This is a genomic window from Streptomyces sp. NPDC046716 (genome assembly GCF_040645755.1).
In the GTDB taxonomy this organism is placed as follows: Bacteria; Actinomycetota; Actinomycetes; order Streptomycetales; family Streptomycetaceae; genus Streptomyces.
This window is the reverse complement of the sequence record NZ_JBEYYU010000006.1, coordinates 196,568-218,349: the sequence shown is the minus strand read 5'-3', so window position 1 is coordinate 218,349 and position 21,782 is coordinate 196,568. Positions and strand designations below refer to the sequence as shown.

Sequence of the window (21,782 nt, the reverse complement as noted above, 5' to 3'; positions counted from 1 at the left end):
GGAGCGGGCCGGGAGGAGGACGACGAGTGAGCGCGGGGACGAGGGAGACGCGGGGGATGAGCGACATGATGAGGGCGCAGCAGATGACGGCAACGACGGGGACGGAAGCATCGGTCGGGGTGGGTGCCCAGGAGGACGGGGGGAGCGCCGCGGCGGACCTGGCGCACTGGCGATCGGTCGCCGCCGCCACCGGACCCGCCGACCGGGAAGCGGCCGAGGCCGGTGTGCGGCTCGCCTACCGCGGCGCCGGGCTCGCCGAGCCCGCGCGCATCCTGTGGGCGGACTCGCCGCGCGCCGCCGTGACGTTGCTCGTACGGCTCGCCGAGGCGAAAGAACTGGGCGCTTCCGTAAGGGATGCGGTGCGCAACCGGCCATGGGCACAGGCCCGTGAGCGGCTGCACGCGCGGCTCGGCCCGGGCGGCTGGGGCGCGCACTGGAACGCCACGGGAGGCCGCCTGTGGGACACCACTCAGATGCTGGTCGACCGGATCAGAACGGGCATCGTGGAGGAACTGGCGGCGCCGTCCCGCACGGTCGCGGGCGCACGGGACCGCAGGAGCGAGACGGCGATCCGGCTCCTGCTCCTGGACGCCGTGCTGGGCCAGCACGAGGCAGCCTGGCTGAGTGCTTTCGGGTCGTCCGGCGAGGAGTCGGACTCCCGGCTGGACGGGTTGGCGCAGATCGCCCGATCGGCCGGCTGGTGGTGGCCGTACGAGCGAGTGGCCGTGGTGTGCGAGCGGCCCGGCGAACTGCACCGCGACGAGGCCGGCCGCCTCGACAGCGCCATCGGACCCGCCCTGGCCTTCCCCGACGGGTTCGCGCTGCACGCCTGGCGCGGCATGCCGGTGCCCGCCGACTTCCTGGCCGGGCTCGCCGGGCTGACTCCGCAGCGCATCCGCGACGAGGAGAACGCGGAACTGCGCCGCGTGATGCTGGAGCACTTCGGCTACGACCGCTATCTCACGGAGTCCGGTGCGGAGCCCGTGCACCGGGACGCGACCGGCGTCCTGTGGCGCGTCCAGCTCTCCGGCGATGAGGACGTGGTGATGGTCGAGGTCGTCAACTCCACCCCGGAGCCCGACGGCACGCACCGCACCTACTGGCTGCGGGTGCCGCCGCGCACGAGAACCGCGCGCGAGGGCGTCGCATGGACGTTCGGCCTGCAGGCCGACGCGTACGAGCCGCATCGCGAGACGTGAGCGGCGGGTGAACGAGGGGCCGTTCGCACCGTTCACCGACAGCATCTGACGGGCGGTGTGCCCGGAGCGGGGAAGGAGGCCCGCCCGCCGGCCTCCGCAGGGGGAGCCCCCGGCACCGTACGGGGCCGGCGCACCGGTACGGCAGGGGAAAGCCGGCTGGGGCGATTTTCTCTCCGCTGGTGGGACGGTCGCTGACCGTCGGCTTCGGGGGTCGGAGAGGCGTGGCCGTTACTCCGCCCGTGGGCGCAGCGCGTCGACGATCAGGTCGAGCGCGCGGCCGGTCTGCTCCGATGACCTGCCGGACGCCGCGGCCAGCGAGACGCCGAGGAGCAGGGTGGTCACGTCGTCGGGGTCGACGTCCGCGCGCAGGGAGCCGTCGCGGGCTCCCGCCGCGAGCAGCTCGCCGACCGCGGAGGCGATCCGCTCGCGGGTCGGAAGCGTGGGCACGGACGTGGGGGCGGGGCCGGAGCGCAGCATGTCGATCATGCCGTGCTTGGTCGCCGCGAACGCGGTGTAGCGGTCCAGCCACGCCCGCAGCGCCGGGACCGGCGACAGTTCGCCGAGGAGCTCGGGCGCGGCGGCGGCGAGTGCGTCGAGCTCGGCGGCGTAGACCGCTTCGACGAGTGCCTCCCGGGTCGGGAAGTGGCGGTAGAGCGTGCCGATGCCGACCCCTGCCGCGCGTGCGACGGCTTCGAGCGTGACCGGCCCTTCGGTGGCCGCGCCGAACACGGACCGGGCGGCCGTGAGCAGCTTCTCGCGGTTGCGCCGGGCGTCGGAGCGGCCCGCCCGGCCCGTGCCGGCGGGGCGGCCCGTACGGGCGCCGGACGTGTCGCCCCCGGGGTGGTCCGGTGTGGGCGGTTCGAGTGCGGTCAAAGCGGAGGCTCCTCCGGTTTGTGCTACGGTTGTTTTAACGGAGGCTCCTCCGTTTCACCTCGATCATCTCACGAGGACAGGACTCCCATGGCTTCTCCCACCTCTTCTCGCTCCGAGTCCGCGATCGGCTCCGAGGTCACGGCTTCCGGTGCCCCGCGCGCCGGAGGCGCCGGACGGTTCGCCGGGCGCACCGTCTCTCGCGTCGGCTTCGGTGCCATGCAGCTGCCGCGGCTGGCCGAGGACCGCAAGGCCGCCCTCGGCGTGCTGCGCCGCGCGGTCGAGCTCGGCGTCGACCACATCGACACCGCCCAGTTCTACGGCAACGGCTTCTCCAACGATCTGATCCGTGAGGCGATCCGCCCCGAGGACGACGTGCTCGTCGTCAGCAAGGTCGGCGCCACGCCCGACGACGGCCCGATCCACCTCCGCCTCGCCCAGCGTCCCGAGGAGCTGCGCGCGAGTGTCGAGGACAACCTCGCCAGCCTCGGCGTCGAGCAGGTCCCCGTGGTCAACCTGCGCCGCGCCGACCACGGTCCCGGTCTGCGCGCCGAGGGCGACCAGGACGTCGACCTCGACGACCAGCTCGCCGTCATGACCGCTCTGCGCGACGAGGGCAAGATCGGTGCGATCGGCCTCAGCAGCACCACCATCGACGTCCTGCGCCGCGCGCTGCCCGCGGGCATCGTCTGCGTGCAGAACGCCTACAGCATCGTGTCCCGCGAGGACGAGGACATGGTCGAGCTGTGCCGCGCCGAAGACATCGCCTGGGTGCCGTACTTCCCGCTCGGCAGCGCCTTCCCCGGCCTTCCCAAGGCGACCGAGGAGCCCGCCGTCCTCGCCGCCGCCGAACGGCTGGACGCCTCGCCCGCGCAGATCGCCCTCGCCTGGCTGCTCCACCACACCCCCAACACGCTGCTGATCCCCGGCACCGCCGACGCCGACCACCTCGCGGCCAACGTCGCCGCGGGCGCGATCCGGCTCGACGAGGCGACCCTCGCCACGCTCGACGCGATCCCGTCCCGCACGGGCGACATCGAGATGCGCTGACGTCCCTACGGGGCCCCTGGGCTGTCCCTCCTCCGGACCGGGCCGCCTCGGGGACGACTCCGCCGGACTCCCCACCACCCCGCCCGACGAGAGCGCCGCATGTCACTGAACGCCGAAGAACGCCGCCGCACCGGCGAGGAGCTCAGGGGCAACCTTGCCCTGACCGGCCTCGCCGAGCGGCAGGTCGCGGCCGACCTGGAGTGGACGCCAGGCCGGCTCGCGAACGCCCTCGACGTGGCGGACGCCGACCCCGTGGACGTGTGGCAACTGCGCGACTACCTCGCGCAGGCCGTGCGTGACGCGGGACGCGATCCCGTCCCGTTCACCGTCCTGACCGACCGGTCCCGGACGATGGCCCGCGCGTGGTTCGGGCTGCGCGCGGCGCCGCGCCACGACTTCGGGCCGACGGGCTGAGACACCGCGGGTCGTCGTCGACGTGGCCTGGGCGGGCGAACGGCCGCGATCGCCTGGCCGTGATCGGAATCAGACGGCAGGCGGGGTGTCGCTCCACGCTGTGACCGAGAGACGGCCGTTGTCGACGTCCTGCTCGAAGGGGACGACGCTGTGCGCGTTGCTGCCCGTCGGCGATATCTGGAGGTAGTGGGCCGCGGCGGTGTCGGCTCCGGTGTGCGTCCACACCAGATCCGCGTAGGCCGAGTCGTCGGCCTGCAGGGTCACGGTGTGGCTGCCCGGGTCCTGGGCGAAGTAGGTGTTGCCGTGGTCGGGGTGTGTCGTCAGGGCGGTGTGGCCGCTGCCTTCGAGGGCGAGCCCCGCGTAGCCGGAGACGGTGCAGGTGGCGTCGCCGGTGTTGGTGACCTTCAGGAACGTCCCGGCGTGGTTCATGCCCGCCTGTTCGGTGCCGAGCTGCGTCGTGGTCGCCTTCAGAGTGCCCGGCTGGCATTCCTGCGTGGACCGGGTCGAGTCCGATGCGGCACTCGACGCGAGGGCCGTCCCCGTTCCCGCAGCGGCGAAAGCGAGTGCGGCGGCGGTGACTGCGATGGTGGCGCGGGTGATTGCCATGTCGTTCCTCCTTGCAGTTCGTGCTCACGTGCAGAGGCGGACGCGGCTGCCTCTGCACAGACGCCTTGCCCTCCACCGCGCCCTCAATGTCACCAAACAGTCACAAGTGATCAGAGGTGACATTGTTCCGCTGGTGGCCACCTCCCCGCACGGCGTCCCTGCGGACCGCCCCGCCCCACCCTCGTACGTGCGTTGTCCACTGTCGTGTCGTGGCGTAGAGCCCCCGGGGTCAGAGGCCGACGATGAGCTGGATGCAGACGATCTTTACGAGGATGGCGAGGGCGAAGAGAGTGGAGTACCCGGCGTTGACGCGGCTGTCGGTGGCCCGGCCGTTGGCGTACGCGAGGATCGCGGGGTTGCCGACGTAGCCGGAGAGCAGCCCCATGGTGCGTTCCCGGCTCTGGCCCAGGAGACGGGCGACGAGGATCATCAGGGCGTAGCTGACGACGGCTCCGATGGCGAGAACCGCGAGCAGTTTCAGCCCGAAGACGGAGAAGGCGTTCTGGCGGAAGGAGTATCCCGAGGTCAGGCCGACGACCGCGAGGAAGAGCAGCAGACCGATCTGCCTCAGGGTGAGGTTGGCGCGGGTGGGGAGGGTCCACACGAGGGGGCCGGTGCGACGGCGCCAGCCGAGGACCATGCCCATCACGAGCGGTCCGGCGCCGGTGCCGAGGGCCAGGGTGGTGCTGCCGAGGGTCAGGGACGGGATGCCGATGAGGAAACCGAGGGCGAGACCGAGTCCGAGGCTGACCGCGTTGACCTCGCTGACCTTGGTCTCGGTGTCGCCGAGGTAGTTGCTGACGGCGGAGGACTGCTCGCGGGGCATGACGACCCTGAGCCGGTCGTCGAGCTGGAGGACCAGATCGTCGTGGGCCAGCATGTCGAAGTCGCCGCGCCGGACCCTGCTGACGAGGGCGCCGTAGCGCTTCTCGAGATCCAGCTCGGCAACGGTGTGGCCCGCGAGAGCGGGGTCCGTCAGCAGGATGCGGCGGTAGTCGACCGTGTGCCGGTCCTCCAGAAGGTCGCTGGCGGCGGGGACGCCGAGGTGTGTCGTGGCGGCCTGGAGGTCGTCCTCGCCTCCGACCAGGACGACCTGGTCGCCCGGGACCAGTCGGTCGAGGGCGTGGGCGACGGCGGTCTCGCCGCCTGCCGGGCGGTACTCGGTCGCCAGTACGCGCCCGTCGGCGATTCCCGGCACGTCGGCCCAGCGGGCCTCGCGGGTCACCTGCACCGTGCGAGTGACGAGTTTCGACGGGAGGCCGGAGTCGGGGTCGCGGCGGGCTCTCCATGTGCGACGGGCGGCGATCGCCGCGACGAACACGATGGTGATGACGACGGCCAAGGGATAGCCGATGGCATAGCCGACCGCCGGCTGCGCGGGGTCGTCGGAGGCAGCTTGGGCGGCGGCGAGACCCGGAGTGGTGGTTCCGATGCCGGCATAGCCGCCGGCGAGGAAGGGACCGCTGATCCCGAAGCCCTGGTGGCCGACGAGTCCGACGACGGCCGCGGTGAGGGCGAGGGCGACGATCGCACCGGCCATCACCGCGAGCTGGCCGCGCAGTTCGCGGAAGAACGCCGGGCCCGACTCGAGGCCGACCGTGTAGACGTACAGGGCGAGCCCGAGTGCGGAGACGCCCGCAGGGACGGCCGGGCCGATGTCAGGGTCGAGCGCGCCGACGAAGAGGCCCACGAACAGCACTCCTGCCGCGCCCAGTTTCACCGGGCCGAACCTGACCATGCCCAGGAGCGCGCCTGCTGTGATCACGGCGAAGACGGTTACCCACGGATTGTCCGCGAAGAACTGCCACACGGCTGGGCCCTTCCCCTGCTGTGACGTACATGTGCCTGACATGATCTTCCAGACCTGGAAGGGCCGCCATTCGGGCCGCGGAGATGCTGAGCGCGGCTGACCAGGCGACCCCGATCAAGATGTGCACACGTGTCGCGTGGTTCCAAGGTGAGAACTCACCCCATGGGCGCCTTGCGCCTTCTCCGTGGCGCACGCGACCCCTAGGGGCGTGTGCGACCCAAGGCATACAGCGAAACGCCTCAAAGTATGACGATCAAGGATTGATGGGGCACGAGAATAGAAGCAAGCACGAAGAGATCGGCATTCTCGCGTGGAGTCACGTGAGGGCGAAGGTGAACGGGAGAGAACATGCGTGGCGTACTTCTAGTCGTCGTGGGGGCCGTGGCAGTGGTCGGGGTCGCGGCCGCGGTGGCCGTGCCCGAGGCCAAGCAGTGGTACGACGGGCGCCATGAGCAGACTGCCTCCTACGCCACGGGCAAGGAGGCCAAGGAGGAGCGTGAGTCCGTGCCCCGCTGGCTGCCGGACGATGCCGCGTCGGTGGACTATGCGATGAGGACCACCGGAGGTGAACGCATCCTGAAGGCGACACTCAGCGACGGCCGACTGCCCGCGCAATGCGAGCCGCTCGACGGCAGGACCGCGCCTGCTCCCGAGATCAGCGCGGCGTGGTTCCCCTCGGACGCTGCGGGCGGTGCGGAGGGGCGCTGCGGTTCCTACTACGTCTCGCTGGACCACGACACCCTGTATGCCTGGCAGACGAACAAGGACTGGCTGGAGGAGAACCGCCGATCCGGGGAGTAGCCACCGTCCGCGCCGCCCCCGCCGCATCCCCGTTCCCCCTCCGCCCGCTCCGCGCCGACCCCCCGCGGCCGACACACCCGAGGTACTCCGTGCTTGCTTTCGCTCCGCCGGCCGCCTTCCTGCTCTGGTTCTGCTGGGGTGTACGGCAGGACCGCCGTCAGTTCCGCAACGCCGTTCTGCTCGGCCTGACCGTGCTGAGCCTCTCGGTCGCCCTGCTCACCCAGGTGGACCGGCTGCCGGAGAATCTGGCCGTCTTGGTGTACTCGCTGGTCTTCCTCCTGCCCGCACTCGCCATCATGGTTCTCGGAGGCTTTCTCATCGCCAACGGCCTCACCATGATCCGCAAGGAAGGCCGCAGACCCGCGAACCTCCTGTCCGGCCTGGCCGGGGTGGGCATCTTCGCCATCCTCGCCCTCGTTGCCACGGCCGACTACTTCGGCGACTCGAAGGCCTACCGGTCCTTCATCCTGGCCGTTGTGCTGGTCACCGGCTACATCGCGTTTCTCTTCCTGTGCTTCCTCGCCTACGCCTTTCTGTACGGGCGTATCCGGGTGCGTGGCGACGTGGACTTCGTGGTGATGCTGGGTTCGGGGCTCATCGGCGGTGAACGTGTGCCTCCGTTGCTCGCCTCACGCCTGCGGGCCGGACTGAGCATCCACGATCAGCAGGTGGCCCGAGGCGCCGACGCTCCGGTGCTGCTGGTCTCCGGCGGTCAGGGCCCGGACGAACGGCTGCCGGAGGCCGAGGCGATGGGCCGCTGGCTGATCGCCGAGGGCGCCGACCCGGCCCTCATCATGGAAGAGCCCCGCTCCCGTACGACGTCGGAGAATCTGCGCTTCAGCCGCACGATGATGGAGGAGGCCGACGAGCGTTACGTGTGCGTGGTGGTGACCAACAACTTCCATGCGTTCCGCGCGGCGATGACCGCGCGCCGGGAGGGCGTGCGCGGTCAGGTGCTCGGCTCTCCCACCGCTTCGTACTTCTGGCCGAGCGCCACGATCCGTGAATTCGTCGCGGTGTTCTGGGAGCACCGCAAGGCCAACGTCGTCCTGTGCGTGCTGCTGGTGGCACTCGCCGTGGTGCTGGGGATGGGCCTGTGACGTGCCCGATCCCGAGCGGCAAAGGGGAGCCGGCTGATGTCTGCCGCTGAACCGACAGTGCTAGAACACCTCCATGACATACAGGTTCACGGCGCTGATTGCGTGCGGACTCGATGATCCAGAGACGGACGACTGCCTGATGGCAGGTGTGGCGGAGTCGGACGACGAGGACGGATTCTCACTGCTGTTCATGTGCGACTTCGACGATCCCGATGCACAGGAGGTCTCCCTGGGCATGGACACGTACTGTCTCGTCACTCCTGGCCAGGGCACTGCCTACGGCTGTGCACGTGAAGTACTGCTGGACGACGACGTGCTGCGGGTGACCTTGGATCCTGAATCGCTGGACGATCTCGGCCTGACCGACCCTGTTGTCGAGGCGCTGCTTCGGGCCCCAGCAGAGGACTTGGCACGCATGCGTGAAGTCCTTCCGCGCATCCTTCAATACGGACGGCCAGCGGCCTGGCCCACGCGACGATAGCCACCACGACGGGTTTCAAGACGGTCGCGCGCCCTGCTGCGAGTCCTCGCGGACACCTCCGTGGAGCCCCCACTGGTCAAGGCCGGAGTAGATCAACGCGGTGCGCGCGGCCGGAAAGGACACGCATCGGGCCTCGCCCGTATAGATCGCGACCAGCGAATCCGACCCGCGCCACCAGGTGTCAGCGAGCCCTTGTACCTCTGAGACCGGCTCCATCGCGTCGAGTTCGAGGCCGTCGACGTCGTCGCCCGTGATCTTCGTGATCTGCTGGGCCCACATCGACGCGTGATGAGTCAGTGCCAGCGACTCGACCCACCCTTCAACGGTCGCGTGCAACGGCGCCCAATGATCTGCGTGGATCCCGAACTCACCGGCCGGGCCGATCATGAATGCGTAGGGAACGGCGGTCCGTTGCATGCCGGCCTCGAACCACCAGCCTTCGGCGGACGTTCCTTCGGGGCAGCCGGCGTCGAAGTACTTCGGCCCTCCGTCGTACTTGACGGCCGGAGGCAGGAGCAGGCCGCCCCAGTGCTCCTGATAGGACGTCATACGGTCAACGACATCCGCCGGGATTTCCTGGTCGAGCCAGCACTGCCGGAACTGCTCTACTGGCTGAGTATCGACCCTGATGCCGTGCACAGCGACAAAGTTGCGAGCCCTCGGAGTCAGAGCGGCGGGCGCATCGTTGATGAGGTTGAGATCCACCGGGTGGACGCTACCCGTACAGCAGCGGCGTACGGATACCTCCAGCGACCACCATCGTTCTGCCGTGGTCGATATGGCCTCAACTTCCGTCTCTCCTAAGCTTCAGAGCGCCACGGCCAGCGCAGCGAGTCCCGGTCCTTCGAGGTCGTCCAGTGCCACTCGACGGCGAGAGACGGCCAGGAGCAGGGAGAGCGCGGGCCCGCTCACCTGCGGACCGTTGCCGATCGACACGTCGGCGTCCGTAGCCGTCAGCCGCGCGCGAGCTACGAGACCCTTGGCTCCGCCGAAGAAGTCTGAGGTCCGAGCCTGCAGACGGAGCGATCTGACGACAGCCTCCTCTGCGTAGGAGTGGGAGATCCCCAACGGCCGACGGATGTCCTCGCCGTGCACGATCTCCTCGACAAGCCGACTGTCGAGAGGCGCCGGCGGGGTCGACCTGCGCGACGTCACCTGCCGAAGCCGCTCCAGCGTCTCCTGTGGCGAGGCGCCGCGTTCGCGCTCGACACCGAGGGTGTTCTGGCGGTCGAAGTCGAACCGTGCCCGGGCGAGGCCGGCCAGGAAGCCCAGGCGCGTTGTCCGAGCTGTGTCGGACAGGTGGGCAACCACGTCGTGCACGGTCCACTCTGCGCAGAGCGACGGCTCTTCCCACTGCTCGGCATCCAGATGTTCAAGGTCATCGAGGAGTGCCGCACGCTCCTCGTGGACCATCGGCCAGACATCTCCCATGGCTTCCTCCAACGGCTGATCACAGCATCTGCCAGGGAAGACTCGCCGAGCCCGCGGAACTCATCGGCCACGCTGGTCGGTGACCCGCTCGACGATGATCCGCGCGCCGCGTTTGTCGTAGCGAGTGGCTGCCACCTGGGACTGCCTCAGCCGGTTGATCGGCCGCTCGACGGTGTTGCGCTTCTTGCGCGTGATACGTCGTGACTACTTCAGGCTTTCTGTCGTGGTCGTCCTGCTTCCTCGCTTTTGGAGGGCCCCAAGGCAGACGGGATGGAGACTCTCTCGTTGACGGCATCCCTGGAGTGGGCATGATGCAAGTCCGTTCACTGCAGGGGCACTTGGGGGCGAAGCGTGTTCGACAGATTCAGGAGGGGTCACCGGCGGAGACGGCTCGGCCGGGATTGGTTGTGGGAGGACGTCGTCGACGCGGTGCTCGACTTCGTGCGGTCCCGTTCGGTGTGGGTGGTCGTGGGCAATACGGGCTCGTGGACCTGTGCGGTGACGGGGGTGGTGTATTGCTGGTCGCGCCCTCCTTCGTTCGCGCAGTATGCCGTGGTGCAACTCGCCTGCCTGGTCTTCCAGGCGGTTGCCCTGATTCCGGTCGGATGGCCGGGGCGGTCGGCGACCGGACGGGACATCGAAGGTTTCTCCGATCTCCACGAGGGCCTCACGTTGATGAACGTGTGCGGTTCCTGGATCTTCGGGGTGCTTCCCGCTGTGGGGCTCTTCATCATTTTCGACGTGGACACGGAGAGTCCGCCGTGGTCGGCTGTGTTCTTCTCCGGGACCGCTCTCATGCTGGCGTGCGTGGCCGGCCTGATCACCGGGGTCTTCGTCTCCGACAAGGTGCGCACGCGGCACCGCGAGGCGGCGGGGCCGCCGGGTGTGTCCGGCCTGGGGGACAGCGCAGACGGCGGGGACAGCACGGACGGTGTCGACGTGGACTCGGGTGGCTTCGACGGCGACTGAGCTGCGGTCCGTCCTACGCCTGGGCGGGTGGCCCGACCGCGCCGAACATGTACGACGACCCGGCCATGGCGCCGGCAGGCCCGGGCCGTGTCACAGCCCACGACAGCGAACCCCGAGGACATGCGCTCCAGCGCCGAGGCCGGCGACGAGACTGCGCGGCGCGTCGCAGTCCGGCGTCCCCGGGGAGCAGCTGTCAGGACGGACGGTTCGTGTCCGGGATGCTGATGGCGATCGGCTTGGCCTCGCCGAGGAAGAGCAGGACGAACTGGCGGATCGCCTCTTCCAGCGTCCAGGCGACGGAGGGGATGACGGGGAAGGAGATCAGTCCCTCGCGGAAGGCGACCAGCAGGGGCCAGGCGGCTGCGATCAGCGGCTTCAGGACGGGCTCCTTGGACAGCCCGATCATGTCCCCGACCCGGTCGCCGAGCGTATACCTGGCAAACGCGCTGATCAGGGGACGGGTGAGGCCGAGGTCCAGCTCGGCCACGATGTCGAGGAGCACTTCGGTCAGCGCCACCCCCTCGTCACTCGCGGCCAGGATCGGGTCGAGGACCTGAGCGGACTGGGCGTTGGCCGCCTCCCACGTGGCGGGGATGTACTCCTGCCGTACGCCGAGCATGGCGGCGCTGACCTGCCACACATGCAGGTAGGCGTCCGAGTCGGCGGTACTGATCCGCACGCGCCAGTCCTTGAGCCTCTGCATGACGAAGGTGGCCAGACTGTGCCAGGTGACGAGGATGTCCGCCTGGCTGATCGGAATGGTCTGGCCACCGCTCGTCTGCGTCCACCCCGGAGACTGCGGCAGCAGGTGCCGTACGGCGGCGTGCACCATGCGGGTCTTCACGCAGGTCACGATCATCGAGCCCGTCGGCTGGTAGGCGTCCAGGTCCCCGATGTCGTAGCCGAGTCGCGCGGTCTTGGCGATGCGGTCCTTCATGTCGGCGCCGCCCTTTGAGTAGTACACCGCGCGCGCCTCGCGGGGTATGGCGGTACTCATCAGGCCGCTGCCGAGGCCGTACAGCGCCCCGACGTAGATCCCCTTCGTCTTGCTGAACCGGGATCCGCGGTCGAGCTTCGTGCGGTCGGTCCAGGCCGGGAGTTTGCGGGCCTGCTCCATGAAGTCGCGTACGTCCGTGGGGAGTTCGGCGGGCAGCGGTTGGTCGTTGCGGGTCCACTTCGCCAGCGCGGTATTGACCCTGGCCACGTCGCCCCGGTCGATGACGGCCGCCAGGACCGGATCGGCCTCGTCGTCCCACACCCACTCGGGGTCCAGGCCCGCGCCGGTGCCCGCCACGGAGCTGGTCGGCGGCCAGGTCCACAGGGGTCGGGCGGCGGCCGGTGAGGCCATGCTCAGCGCTCCGGCGGCGCCCAGGGCTCCGCCCGTCAATAACATCTTCCGTCTGCTCAACCCGTCCATTTGCTCGAGCTCCTTGTCTGATGCTGGTGGGAACCGAGGAGCGGATCGCTGAGGCGGTGACAGGACGATCCGGCCCACCGCCGCACGTGGCGTCCGCTGAGATTCTCGATTGACTTACTGAATCCTGAGTAGAGCTGATTTGGCCGCAACTACCCCTACAGGTAGCGATATTGCCAGCCGTGATCACTTGAGAGTTCGGCGGCGCATGTGATTTCTCGTTAACATAGCGAGCGCCTCCGCTCTCGACAATGGTGGCGACGGTGCTCGGTTTTTCGAGCGGCGAGGTCGGCGCCGGGCCGTCGCTTGACGGGCTCACCGCTGATTAACGATATCTATGGCGATTGTCGTTTTGCTGCTACGTTGTGCGGCCATGGCGAGCGAGCAGGCGACCCGGAAAGCCTCGACGGGTATGGACGGCTGGATCCACAGGATCACCGCCGACCTTGCCGACTCCGCCGATACCCGCCTCGCGCCCGCCGGTTCCGCCCGCAGCATCGACGCGGCGACCGCGCGACTGGGCGCCGGGCCCGTGGCCTGGGCCGTCAGCGTCGGGAACGGACTCGCCGAGGCCGTCATCCGCGAGGTGCCCGAACTGGGCGGGGGGACGGCCCCGTTCGAGATCCTGCGCATGGGTACCGAGGCCGTGACGCTCAGCGCTCTCTGCCTGCTCGCCGATCCCGACGCCGAGCGGGACATCCCGGAGGAGTCCCTGCTCGGCGACCGGGAGTTCGCCCGGCGGCGCCTCGGTCTGGACAAAGTGCTGCGCGGCATCCGCGTCGCGCACGCCGCCCTGGCGCAGGCACTGATGAGCGCGTGCGCGAAGCTCGCCGAACCGGTGGAGCGCGCCGAGCACTTCCGGCGCATCTCGGAGCTGCTCCTCGGCTTCGTCGACGCGTTCTCCTCGCGGATGACGGACGAGTACCAGGCCGAGCACGACCGCTGGCTGACCAGCGGCGACGCGGCGAGGGAAGACACCGTGCGGGCTCTTCTCGAGGGCCGGCCCGTCCGGGAGGACACGGTGCGTGAAGTGCTCAACTACCGGCTGCGCGGCCGTCACCTGGCCGTCGTCGCCTGGTGCGACGGGCCACCTGCGGAGGCCGCCGACGACCCCCGGCAGGCCGCCGCCGAACTGCTGCGCCGGCGTGGCTGCACCTCCACCCTCGTCCTCCCGCTCGGCCGGACGGGCGCCTGGGCCTGGGGCGAGCCGGGCACCGAGGCGCCGCCGGCCGCCGACGTCGCCGACCTCCCGTGCACCGGAAACATCCGGATGGCCTGCGGATCGGTGCGCTCCGGGCCGCGGGGGTTCCGCCAATCGCACGAGGACGCCCAGCGCACCGCTCGCGTCATGCGGCTCAATCCGGTCGGCACCGGGCCCGTCGCCGACCATCGGGACATGGAGCTGGCGACGCTGCTCGCAGCCGACCTGCCCGCTCTGCGCCGCTTCGTCGGCGGTGAGCTGGGCGCCCTCGCGGCGGACACCCGGCACGCGGAGCAGCTGCGTCGGACCCTGCACCTCTACCTGCGCAACGAACGCAGCCTCACGGTCGCGGCGGCGGGGTTGCACGTGGCGCGCAACACCATCACGTACCGCGTCAAACGGGCCCAGCAGCTCATCGGACACGACGTGGCGCACCGACTGCCGGAGATCCTGACGGCTCTGGAAGCCGCCAGAACCCTCGGGCCCGCCGTGCTGCGCACCGAGGACGGCAACGCCCCCGACACCACGTGACGACACCGAGCAGCGCGCGGGGACCGACGCCGGACGTCCGTGGGCAGCGGTCAGATCAGCGGAGTCACCTGCTCCTCGACACCCAGCAACGCCCGCCCGTACAACTCGCCCGCGATCGCCGGGTTGATCACCGCGTGCCGGCTGCCCGTCTCCTGGTCCCGCCAGATCCGCTGCAGCGGGTTCGCCTCGGCGAAGCTGCCGGCGCCCTGCACGCTCAGCAGGAGATCGAGTGCCTCGCGGGAACGGCGCGCCACGTACCCCGTGTCCATCCGCACCCGCGCCCGTGTCCCGAAGGGCATCTGCTCGCCGCGCGCCGCCCAGCCGTCGATGTCGTCGGCCGCCCGCAGCAGGTGCAGCCGCGCCGTGTCGATCAGCTGCGCCGCCTCGGCCACCTGGATCTGCGTCGACGGAGCCTCACTGGCCCGCTCGTAGAAGGTGTACGAGATGCCCTTGCCCTTGGCCAGCGATGCCGAGACCACGTCCATCCCGGCCTGCGCCAGACCGACTTGGGGGCCCGCGAGGACCAGCGCGAGCACCGGTACGAGCGCGGAGCGGTACAGCGGCTCGTCCTTCCGCTCCGTCCCGTAGTCGCCCTGCACGCCGCGCGTCACCGACAGGACGCGGTACTCGGGCACGAACACATCGTCGGCGACCAGGGTGTTGCTCCCCGTGCCGCGCATGCCGGCCACGTGCCAGGTGTCCTCGACGGTCAGGTCCGCCATCGGGATCAGCGCGGCGCCCTGATCCACCTGCCGTCCGGTGGCGTCGACCACGGGGATGCCGACCGACGCCCACTGCGCGTGCAGGCTGCCCGACGCGAATCCCCACCGGCCGGTGACGACGAACCCTCCCTCGACGCTGCGACTGGTCGCGCTCGGCGCCAGCACGCCGCACACCCGCGCGTCCGGGGTCTCGCCCCAGACCTCCTCTTGCACCCGCTCCGGGTACAGGCCGACCATCCAGTTGCAGACGTTGATCAGGGTGGCCACCCAGGCCGTCGAACCGCATCCGCGCGCGAGCTCGGACGTGACCTCCAGGAACGTACGGAAATTCGCTTCGTGGCCGCCGAACCGGTGCGGCACGGTCAGCCGGAAGAGTCCTGCCTCGGTCAGTGCCGCGATGTTCTCCTCGGTCACCTTGCGGTCCGCCTCGGTGCGGGCCGCGTTCTCCCGCAGCAGGGGGATCAGCGCCGTCGCGTTCTCCCTGAGGGCGGCTGAGGGCGGGGGCGTGTTCTCGGTCTGGAACGTGGTCTTGGTCGTGGTCATGAGGATGCTGCTTCCTTCCGGCGGCTCGGACGGCGCCTCGCCCGGCGAGGTGCCGCTGCCGGAATTGCACGCCGTTCACGTACCGCTGTCCTGTGGCCGGGACCGCAAAGCCGACCGGATCGACTGGGCCCGTGGACCGGTTCCGGGGCGTTGTGCGCCGCGGGCTCATGAACCGCGCCCAGGTTTGGGCGCCCGGCCCAGTGCTCCGGCCCGAGACCGTGATTTCACTGGGCGCACCCCGTGTCCCGGACGGCACAGGGGACGAATGCCGCTCTCTGGAGGTCGCTGTGCCCCCGTCTCCCCTCGCCACGACGAGCCTGCCCGCCACCACCGCCGACCCGGCCGGGTTCCGCCGCGTTCTCGGGCAGGTGCCGACGTCCGTGTGTGTGGTGGCCGCCACGACACCGCACGGACCGGCCGGTGTCACGGTGGGCAGCTTCACCTCCGTGTCCCTGGAACCGCCGCTCATCGTCTTCTACTGCGGCCGGCGCTCGGCCAGCGCCCGCGCGATCGTCGAGACCGGCGCCTTCTGCGTGAACGTCCTCGCGGAGGACCAGCAACAGGTGTGCGCCGCGTTCGCCGGACGCCCGGACGACCGCTTCGCGACGGGGGAGTGGGACACGAGCGGAGCCGCCGGCCCGCGGCTCGCCGGGGCCGCCGCCTGGATCGAGTGCGACGTCGAGGACAGCTTTCCCGCCGGTGACCATGTGGCTGTGCTGGGCCGGGTACGGGCGCTGGCCGCCTCCGACGAAGGCCGTGGGCCCCTCGTTTTCCACCGCGGGCGTCTGACCCGCCTCGCCCCCGCCTCCGGCGCCCACGTGCCGACCCGCTCCTTCAGCTGGTGGGGCGTGTGAGGGGCGGAGTCGTAGCGGGACGCGCGCTGTCCGTGGTCACTCCGAAAGGCGCCGCGAGACCGCCCGCGCCGTCGCACGCACCGCCGGACCGTATCCGGGATCCGAGCCGCCCGTGCCCGGCGCGACGACCGACAGGGCCGCCACGACCTCGTCACCGTCGCGCACGGGTGCGGCCACCGTGCTTCGGGGCCAGGGGCGGTTCTGGTGACCGCGGGCGAAATCGGCGCGACGCACCTCGGCGAGGACACGTCGCAGCTCTTCGCCGGAGCGGATGTCCTCGCCGGGCCCGGGCTCGTAGGCGGCGATGACCCGTTCCTGCACCGCCGCCGGTGCGAAGGCGAGCAGGACCAGGCCCACCCCGGTGGACGCCAGCGGCAACCGCCCTCCCACGCGGTAGCGCACGGGACTGGCGTCCAGCGCCGACAGCCGCTCGACGAGAAGCGCCTCGGCGTCCTCCCGCACCGCGAGCAGCACGTGCTGCCGCGTCACATGGAAGAGGTCCTCCATGAACGGCATGGCCACCGCACGCAACCCGTGCCCGCGCGGCGCGAGTGACGCCGTCTCCAGCAGGCGCAGCCCCACCACGAAACGCCCGTCGTCGAGCCGCTCCAGGGCGCCCACGTGGACGAGCGAACGGGCGAGCCGCAGCGCGCTGCTGCGAGGTGTGCCGCTGCGCCGAGCGAGGTCCGCCAAGGACAGCGCGCGGTGATCACTGTCGAACGCGCCGAGCAGCGCGAACGCCCGCTCGATGACGGGCTGCCCCTCGGCCGGCCGGCCGCCGCGCCGCTGTTTCCCGCCCTTTGGCTTCGGCGTTTCATTCATCGGAATCACCAGTGCCACTCTACGGGCACCCTTCTTACGGTGGACACATCGGCATCGCCGAACGCAACGACCATCGGGAGACACGTATGACCCGTCCGACCGGCATGACCGGCACAGCCCAGACGACCGCCGCCACGGCCCGCACGTCTCCGACCGGACTCGTCGATGTCCACGCGCACTTCGTCACCGACCGCTACGTCGCCGCTGCCCGAGTCGCGGGCATCGCCCACCCCGACGGCATGCCCGGCTGGCCGGCCTGGAGCGTCGACCAGCACCTCGACGTGATGGACCGCTCGGGCATCGACAAGTCCTACCTGTCGATCTCCTCGCCGGGGGTGCATTTCGGCGACGACAAGGCCGCCCGCGCACTGGCCCGCGAGGTCAACGAGTTCGGCGCCGGGGTCCGCGGCGAGCGTCCCGAGCGGTTCGGGCACTTCGCCGCCCTGCCCCTGCCCGACGTCGACGGCGCCCTCGCCGAGACGGCCCACGCGCTGGACGTGCTCGGCGCCGACGGGGTCGCGGTGGAGACCAACCATCACGGTCTCTACCTCGGCGCCCCCCGGCTCGAACCGCTGTGGCAGGAACTGGACCGCCGGGGCGCCCTCGTCTTCGTCCACCCCACCTCGCCGCCTCGGGCCGACGAGGTCGACCTGGGCCGGCCGCGTCCGATGCTGGAGTTCCTCTTCGACTCCGCCCGCGCCGCGAGCGACCTCCTCCTGCGCGGCGTGCTCGCCCGCCATGCCCGGATCCGCTGGGTGCTCACCCACGGTGGCGGCGCCCTCCCGCTGCTCGCCGACCGCATGGAACTGTTCCGCGCGCTCCTGAGCGCGGACACCGACGGCCGTAGTGCCGACGGGTCCGCCGTGGAACAGCTCAGCCGCCTCTGGTACGACATGGCGGGCACCCCCTTTCCGCGGCAGGTCCCGGCCCTTCGCGCCGCGTTCGGCACCGAGCGCCTCCTGTACGGCAGCGACTACTGCTGGACCCCCGCGGCATCGGTCGTCGAGCAGGTCGCCTCCGTCGACGCCGCGGAACAACCGGCCGACGGCGGCACCTGGCGGGACCTCACCACGCGCAACGCGCACCGCCTCTTCACGCCGGACCCGGCCTGACCGCACCATCCAGTCCGCCTGCCGCGCCCACGAACCCTCAGGACCGAGAGACCGCCCATGGCCCCCGCTTCCTCGCCCGCCCAAGCCCTGCTCCTGCGCGGCGCCACCGTCGTCGACACACGCGACGGCGCGCTGAGCCGTGACACCGACGTACTCGTCCGAGGCGGCGCCATCACCGCCGTCGGCCCCCGCCTGACCGCGCCGGACGGAGCGCAGGTGGTGGACGCCGCCGGCCTGTACGTCGTGCCGGGATACAACGACATGCACGCCCACCCGCTCGGGCGCGGCGGTGACGTCGAGGCCGCCCTCGCGCTGATGCTCGCCCATGGCATCACCGGCTACCGGCAGATGTCCGGGGACCTCGACCTGCTGCGCTCCCGAGCCCGTGGCACGCTGCGCTTCCCCGAAACCGCACCCGAACTGCTCGCGCTGCCGGGCCCGTTGCTGACCATGCTGAACACCGGTACGGCCGCCGAGGCCGCGGCGACGGTGCGGGAACAGGTGGCCGCCGGTGCCGACTTCGTGAAGTCCGCGGCCATGACCAAGGAACGCTTCTTCGACGCCCAGGCGGAAGCGCTGCGGCTCGGGGTGCCGATCGTCGGCCATCTGCCCGCGGGCATCGACGTCCTCAAGGCGTCGGCCCTCGGCATGAAGTCCATCGAACACTTCGGATCCGGGCTCGGCGTCCTCGCCTGCTGCTCCACCGACGAGCACGATCTCCAACGGGCCTCGGGCGCCCGGCAGCGGCTCACCCTGCCGAGGATCCGGCTGCCGTTCATGGACCGCGTGGTGAACGCCGTGCTGCGGCGCGTGGTCCTCAACCCCGTCACCCTCAACAAGGCCGAGGACGTCGACATCCTCGACCACGCCGTGAGGACCTACGACGAGAGGCGCACCCTCGAACTCGCCGAGAGGTTCGCGGCGGACGGGACATGGCACGTGCCCACCCTGATCCGGCAGCGGACCAGCAAACTCTGCGACGATCCCGCTCTCGCCGCGGACGAGGATCTGCGCTACATGTCACCCGCCACCGTGCGCACCTGGCAGGGCGCGGCGCGCAGGTTCCGCAAGCGGTTCACCCCGCGGCAGCGCGCCACGTTCGCCGCCTCCCACCGCCTGGAGTACGACATGGCCGGAGTCTTCGACCGGGCGGGCGTCAGGATGCTCGTCGGCACCGACTCCTCGGGCGCGGTCTGGGTCGTACCAGGCGCCGCGCTCCACGACGAGATCGACCTGCTGGCCGAAGCCGGCATCGGAGCGCTGCGTCTGCTGCGGATGCTGACGCTGTCCGCCGCCGAGTTCCTGGGGACCACGGACACGATGGGGACCGTGGAGGCCGGACGCCGCGCCGACCTCGTCCTGCTCGACGCCGATCCTGTCGCGAGCGTGGCCCATCTGCACCGCGTCGTCGGTGTGGTGCGGGCCGGACGGTACTACGACGCGCCGGCCCTCGCCGCGCTCAAGGAACGGCTGGCCACGGCCCGCCGTGTCGACTGAGCCGGCACCGCTCGCATGACCCCCCTCACGACCCCCCTCATGTGCAGGAGCACTTCATGACGGACATCGACGAGGTCGCGCAGACGGTGTTGCGGGAGCGTCAGGGACGCGACCGTGGCTGGTGGGAGCAGATGCGGTCCTGCTACTGGCCCGACTCCACCGTGCGTCTCAGCTGGTACCGGGGCGACGGACCGGGGTTCGTGACCGCGTCCGCCGCCATGGCCGGCCGCGGGGACTCCAGCGTCCACCGACTCTCCCCGCCGGTCGTCCGGATCGCCGGGGACCGGGCGTTCGCCGAGACACCCGCGGCGATCGAAGTGCGCACCGAGATGGACGGTGTGTCCGTGGACCTGGTCTCGTACACCCGCATCGTGAACCGTCTCGAACGTCGCGACGGACGCTGGGGCATCCTGGCGCTCACCTGTGTCTACGAGCGGGACACGGTCGCCCCCGTCGTCCCCGGTGAGCCGATCGCCCTGGCACCGGGAGACCTGGCCGGTTTCCGCGCCCCGTACGCGATCCTCGCGCGGCATCTGTCCCGGCGCGGCTACGAGGTGGCCGACGACCTGCTCGGCGACGATCAGCCGGAGCGTACGGCGGCGTTCTACGCGGAGACGTTCCGGTGGTTGCGGGGGTGACGCGGCAGCGGGGAGCGGGCGCCGTCACGCTGCGGGTTCGGCCCCATCCTCGACGACCGCGCGCAGCGCGGCGGCGGTGCGGTCGAGGTGGGCGGCGAGCAGAGCGGCCGCCGTGTCGGCGTCGCGGGCCAGCGCCGCGTCCATGAGGGCCCGGTGCTCGCCGGCGACATCCCGTGTCACGTCGTGGGCGACCGGCACCGACCAGCGGCGGTAGACGGTCGCGGCGTCGCGCAGGGACATCGCGACGGCCAGGAGCCGGTCGTTGCCGCAGCCTTCGAGCAGCGCCTGGTGGAAGCGCTCATGGGCGGCGAACCAGTCGTCGTTCTGCAGACCGTCCGCGCGCACGGGCGGGGTCGCGCCGAGCCGGTGATGGGCCGCGACGACCTCGGACTCCCAGTGGATGTCGCCCCGGACGACCGAGCGGCGCAGGACGAGGGACTCGATCTCGATCCGGGCGTCGGTGAGTTCGTCGAGGTGGGCGCGCGAAAGGGTGACGACGCGGAAGCCCTGCTGCGGCGCGGCCACCACCAGGTCCTGTTCGGACAGGCGGGTGAGCGCCTCGCGCACGACGGACTGACTGACGCCGAAGCGCGCCGCGAGCTCGACCAGACGCAGCCGCTGCCCGGGGGTGAGCGTCCCCTGGAAGATCTCCTCGCGGATCGCCGCGTAGACCGCCCCTGCCCGTGTCTGTTTCGTCTGCGCCATGACCACGGAGGGTAGCAGCTTGGCGCCAACTTGAAAAAATATCGTTAATCTCTTGCTCTGCCGAGAAAACAGCTTGAGACTGACGGCGGACCCACCCGCTCACCCATGAGGAGACTCCATGCGCCTGGCCAACATCGACGGACGACTCGTAGTGCGCGCCCCGGACGGTCCCGTCGACGTCGCGGAGGCGAGCGCGGGCCGTTTCGGGCCCGCGCCGCAGACGGTCTACGCGCAGTGGGACGCGTTCACCGTGTGGGCGGGGGAGAAGGGGCTCGGCGGGCCGGCCCCTGCCGCGCCGCCCGCGACGGACGGCGCGGTGTGGGGGGCGCCGTCGCCGCATCCGGCGCAGGTCTTCGCGATCGGCCTCAACTACCGCGATCACGCGGCCGAGTCGGGGTTCGGCGAGCCGGACTCCGCGACGGTCTTCACCAAGTTCGCCACCTCCGTCACCGGGCACGACACCCCGGTGGCCCTGCCCGAGGGCAAGGTCGACTGGGAGGCCGAACTGGTCGTCGTGATCGGCCGCCACTGCCACCGGGCCGCCCGCGAGGAGGCGTGGTCGTACGTCGCCGGACTCACCGTCGGTCAGGACCTGTCCGAGCGGGAGCTCCAACTCGCAGGTCCCGCCCCGCAGTTCTCGCTCGGAAAGTCGTACCCGGGCTTCGCTCCGACCGGACCCGAGCTGGTCACCCCCGACGAGTTCGCCGACCCCGACGATCTGGAGATCGCCTGCGCGCTGGAGAGCGGCGACGTCCTGCAGAAGAGCCGTACGTCCAACATGATCTTCGGTGTGCCCGAGCTGATCGCCCAGCTCTCGGCCGTCTGCCCGCTCCTGCCCGGTGACCTGATCTTCACCGGCACTCCGGCCGGGGTCGGCATGGCCCGCACGCCCCAGCGCTTCCTGTCACCGGGCGACGTGCTGCTGACCACCGTCGAAGGCATCGGCACCCTGCGGACGCCGCTCACCGCCTGAGCCGTCCGCCGCCGCTCATCGGTCCGCGCCCCCCACGCA

Annotated in this window: 22 protein-coding genes; 13 read left to right on the top strand and 9 right to left on the bottom strand. The window is 70.8% G+C overall.

The features are described from left to right. Positions 1–56: 56 nt before the first annotated feature. On the top strand, positions 57–1,199 hold the full coding sequence (locus tag ABZ930_RS07260) for a DUF6745 domain-containing protein (protein ID WP_361542858.1): 1,143 nt from the start codon (positions 57–59) through the stop codon (positions 1,197–1,199). Positions 1,200–1,427: 228 nt separating this feature from the next. On the opposite strand, the gene ABZ930_RS07255 is transcribed toward ABZ930_RS07260, so the two are convergent. Then, a complete protein-coding gene (locus tag ABZ930_RS07255) occupies positions 1,428–2,072 on the bottom strand; it encodes a helix-turn-helix domain-containing protein (protein ID WP_361542855.1) in 645 nt (214 codons plus the stop codon). An 87-nt stretch (positions 2,073–2,159) separates the two neighbouring features. Here ABZ930_RS07255 and ABZ930_RS07250 point away from each other — a divergent pair, with 87 nt between their 5' ends. Together ABZ930_RS07250 and ABZ930_RS07245 are read left to right on the top strand one after the other, a co-directional pair. Next, positions 2,160–3,119, top strand: coding sequence for an aldo/keto reductase (locus tag ABZ930_RS07250; RefSeq protein ID WP_361542852.1), 960 nt, complete (start codon positions 2,160–2,162; stop codon positions 3,117–3,119). Between the two features lie 99 nt (positions 3,120–3,218). After that, a complete protein-coding gene (locus ABZ930_RS07245) occupies positions 3,219–3,533 on the top strand; it encodes a DUF2316 family protein (RefSeq protein ID WP_361542849.1) in 315 nt (104 codons plus the stop codon). Positions 3,534–3,602: 69 nt separating this feature from the next. Here the strand turns inward: ABZ930_RS07245 and ABZ930_RS07240 are convergent, their stop codons facing one another. Continuing rightward, positions 3,603–4,139 (bottom strand): DUF4232 domain-containing protein, encoded by a 537-nt coding sequence (locus ABZ930_RS07240; RefSeq protein ID WP_361542846.1) that lies wholly within the window; start codon positions 4,137–4,139, stop codon positions 3,603–3,605. 229 nt (positions 4,140–4,368) lie between these two features. Next, positions 4,369–5,904 (bottom strand): TrkA C-terminal domain-containing protein, encoded by a 1,536-nt coding sequence (locus ABZ930_RS07235; RefSeq protein ID WP_361542844.1) that lies wholly within the window; start codon positions 5,902–5,904, stop codon positions 4,369–4,371. Between the two features lie 393 nt (positions 5,905–6,297). On the opposite strand from ABZ930_RS07235, the gene ABZ930_RS07230 reads away from it, so the two are divergent. From ABZ930_RS07230 to ABZ930_RS07220, 3 genes are all read left to right on the top strand, one after another. Next, positions 6,298–6,750 carry a hypothetical protein gene (locus ABZ930_RS07230; RefSeq protein WP_361542842.1) on the top strand — a complete coding sequence of 151 codons (453 nt, stop codon included), beginning with the start codon at positions 6,298–6,300 and terminating at the stop codon, positions 6,748–6,750. 89 nt (positions 6,751–6,839) lie between these two features. Next, positions 6,840–7,850 carry a YdcF family protein gene (locus ABZ930_RS07225; RefSeq protein ID WP_361542839.1) on the top strand — a complete coding sequence of 337 codons (1,011 nt, stop codon included), beginning with the start codon at positions 6,840–6,842 and terminating at the stop codon, positions 7,848–7,850. 73 nt (positions 7,851–7,923) lie between these two features. Then, the gene (locus tag ABZ930_RS07220; RefSeq protein ID WP_361542836.1) at positions 7,924–8,331 is read left to right on the top strand and encodes an Imm10 family immunity protein; all 408 of its coding nucleotides are present in this window, start codon (positions 7,924–7,926) and stop codon (positions 8,329–8,331) included. Between the two features lie 15 nt (positions 8,332–8,346). Here the strand turns inward: ABZ930_RS07220 and ABZ930_RS07215 are convergent, their stop codons facing one another. Continuing rightward, complete coding sequence (locus ABZ930_RS07215; RefSeq protein WP_361542833.1) at positions 8,347–9,036, bottom strand: hypothetical protein; 690 nt, start codon at positions 9,034–9,036, stop codon at positions 8,347–8,349. A gap of 102 nt (positions 9,037–9,138) precedes the next feature. Further along, the gene (locus tag ABZ930_RS07210) at positions 9,139–9,762 is read right to left on the bottom strand and encodes a maleylpyruvate isomerase family mycothiol-dependent enzyme (RefSeq protein ID WP_361542830.1); all 624 of its coding nucleotides are present in this window, start codon (positions 9,760–9,762) and stop codon (positions 9,139–9,141) included. Between the two features lie 351 nt (positions 9,763–10,113). On the opposite strand from ABZ930_RS07210, the gene ABZ930_RS07205 reads away from it, so the two are divergent. Next, positions 10,114–10,731 carry a hypothetical protein gene (locus tag ABZ930_RS07205; RefSeq protein WP_361542828.1) on the top strand — a complete coding sequence of 206 codons (618 nt, stop codon included), beginning with the start codon at positions 10,114–10,116 and terminating at the stop codon, positions 10,729–10,731. Between the two features lie 193 nt (positions 10,732–10,924). On the opposite strand, the gene ABZ930_RS07200 is transcribed toward ABZ930_RS07205, so the two are convergent. Further along, positions 10,925–12,148: an oxygenase MpaB family protein gene (locus tag ABZ930_RS07200; RefSeq protein ID WP_361542825.1), complete on the bottom strand. Its 1,224-nt coding sequence runs from the start codon at positions 12,146–12,148 to the stop codon at positions 10,925–10,927. A gap of 370 nt (positions 12,149–12,518) precedes the next feature. On the opposite strand from ABZ930_RS07200, the gene ABZ930_RS07195 reads away from it, so the two are divergent. Further along, positions 12,519–13,877 (top strand): helix-turn-helix domain-containing protein, encoded by a 1,359-nt coding sequence (locus tag ABZ930_RS07195; protein ID WP_361542822.1) that lies wholly within the window; start codon positions 12,519–12,521, stop codon positions 13,875–13,877. 50 nt (positions 13,878–13,927) lie between these two features. Here ABZ930_RS07195 and ABZ930_RS07190 read toward each other — a convergent pair whose 3' ends face one another. After that, complete coding sequence (locus ABZ930_RS07190; RefSeq protein ID WP_361542819.1) at positions 13,928–15,142, bottom strand: acyl-CoA dehydrogenase family protein; 1,215 nt, start codon at positions 15,140–15,142, stop codon at positions 13,928–13,930. A gap of 287 nt (positions 15,143–15,429) precedes the next feature. Between ABZ930_RS07190 and ABZ930_RS07185 the strand changes: the two genes are divergently transcribed. After that, a complete protein-coding gene (locus ABZ930_RS07185; protein WP_361542816.1) occupies positions 15,430–15,996 on the top strand; it encodes a flavin reductase family protein in 567 nt (188 codons plus the stop codon). 36 nt (positions 15,997–16,032) lie between these two features. Here ABZ930_RS07185 and ABZ930_RS07180 read toward each other — a convergent pair whose 3' ends face one another. Further along, a complete protein-coding gene (locus ABZ930_RS07180) occupies positions 16,033–16,818 on the bottom strand; it encodes an IclR family transcriptional regulator (protein WP_361542813.1) in 786 nt (261 codons plus the stop codon). An 86-nt stretch (positions 16,819–16,904) separates the two neighbouring features. On the opposite strand from ABZ930_RS07180, the gene ABZ930_RS07175 reads away from it, so the two are divergent. The 3 genes from ABZ930_RS07175 to ABZ930_RS07165 are packed head-to-tail and all read left to right on the top strand — an operon-like array spanning position 16,905 to position 20,065. Beyond that, a complete protein-coding gene (locus tag ABZ930_RS07175) occupies positions 16,905–17,930 on the top strand; it encodes an amidohydrolase family protein (RefSeq protein WP_361542810.1) in 1,026 nt (341 codons plus the stop codon). A gap of 57 nt (positions 17,931–17,987) precedes the next feature. Further along, positions 17,988–19,427 carry an amidohydrolase family protein gene (locus tag ABZ930_RS07170; RefSeq protein ID WP_361542807.1) on the top strand — a complete coding sequence of 480 codons (1,440 nt, stop codon included), beginning with the start codon at positions 17,988–17,990 and terminating at the stop codon, positions 19,425–19,427. Between the two features lie 56 nt (positions 19,428–19,483). Further along, positions 19,484–20,065, top strand: a complete 582-nt coding sequence (locus tag ABZ930_RS07165; RefSeq protein ID WP_361542804.1) for a nuclear transport factor 2 family protein — start codon at positions 19,484–19,486, stop codon at positions 20,063–20,065. Positions 20,066–20,089: 24 nt separating this feature from the next. Here ABZ930_RS07165 and ABZ930_RS07160 read toward each other — a convergent pair whose 3' ends face one another. Next, on the bottom strand, positions 20,090–20,770 hold the full coding sequence (locus ABZ930_RS07160; protein ID WP_361542801.1) for a GntR family transcriptional regulator: 681 nt from the start codon (positions 20,768–20,770) through the stop codon (positions 20,090–20,092). 118 nt (positions 20,771–20,888) lie between these two features. Between ABZ930_RS07160 and ABZ930_RS07155 the strand changes: the two genes are divergently transcribed. After that, complete coding sequence (locus tag ABZ930_RS07155) at positions 20,889–21,743, top strand: fumarylacetoacetate hydrolase family protein (protein ID WP_361542799.1); 855 nt, start codon at positions 20,889–20,891, stop codon at positions 21,741–21,743. The last annotated feature ends 39 nt before the right edge of the window (positions 21,744–21,782 follow it).

What these genes read in the sequence shown, in the direction of transcription:
- ABZ930_RS07180 (WP_361542813.1), bottom strand. Translation starts at nt 16,818, where the DNA reads ATGAATGAAACGCCGAAGCCAAAGGGCGGGAAACAGCGGCGCGGCGGC.
- ABZ930_RS07200 (WP_361542825.1), bottom strand. Translation starts at nt 12,148, where the DNA reads ATGGACGGGTTGAGCAGACGGAAGATGTTATTGACGGGCGGAGCCCTG.
- ABZ930_RS07160 (WP_361542801.1), bottom strand. Translation starts at nt 20,770, where the DNA reads ATGGCGCAGACGAAACAGACACGGGCAGGGGCGGTCTACGCGGCGATC.
- ABZ930_RS07165 (WP_361542804.1), top strand. Translation starts at nt 19,484, where the DNA reads ATGACGGACATCGACGAGGTCGCGCAGACGGTGTTGCGGGAGCGTCAG.
- ABZ930_RS07170 (WP_361542807.1), top strand. Translation starts at nt 17,988, where the DNA reads ATGGCCCCCGCTTCCTCGCCCGCCCAAGCCCTGCTCCTGCGCGGCGCC.
- ABZ930_RS07240 (WP_361542846.1), bottom strand. Translation starts at nt 4,139, where the DNA reads ATGGCAATCACCCGCGCCACCATCGCAGTCACCGCCGCCGCACTCGCT.
- ABZ930_RS07175 (WP_361542810.1), top strand. Translation starts at nt 16,905, where the DNA reads ATGACCCGTCCGACCGGCATGACCGGCACAGCCCAGACGACCGCCGCC.
- ABZ930_RS07260 (WP_361542858.1), top strand. Translation starts at nt 57, where the DNA reads ATGAGCGACATGATGAGGGCGCAGCAGATGACGGCAACGACGGGGACG.
- ABZ930_RS07190 (WP_361542819.1), bottom strand. Translation starts at nt 15,142, where the DNA reads ATGACCACGACCAAGACCACGTTCCAGACCGAGAACACGCCCCCGCCC.
- ABZ930_RS07245 (WP_361542849.1), top strand. Translation starts at nt 3,219, where the DNA reads ATGTCACTGAACGCCGAAGAACGCCGCCGCACCGGCGAGGAGCTCAGG.
- ABZ930_RS07220 (WP_361542836.1), top strand. Translation starts at nt 7,924, where the DNA reads ATGACATACAGGTTCACGGCGCTGATTGCGTGCGGACTCGATGATCCA.
- ABZ930_RS07250 (WP_361542852.1), top strand. Translation starts at nt 2,160, where the DNA reads ATGGCTTCTCCCACCTCTTCTCGCTCCGAGTCCGCGATCGGCTCCGAG.
- ABZ930_RS07230 (WP_361542842.1), top strand. Translation starts at nt 6,298, where the DNA reads ATGCGTGGCGTACTTCTAGTCGTCGTGGGGGCCGTGGCAGTGGTCGGG.
- ABZ930_RS07210 (WP_361542830.1), bottom strand. Translation starts at nt 9,762, where the DNA reads ATGGGAGATGTCTGGCCGATGGTCCACGAGGAGCGTGCGGCACTCCTC.
- ABZ930_RS07195 (WP_361542822.1), top strand. Translation starts at nt 12,519, where the DNA reads ATGGCGAGCGAGCAGGCGACCCGGAAAGCCTCGACGGGTATGGACGGC.
- ABZ930_RS07155 (WP_361542799.1), top strand. Translation starts at nt 20,889, where the DNA reads ATGCGCCTGGCCAACATCGACGGACGACTCGTAGTGCGCGCCCCGGAC.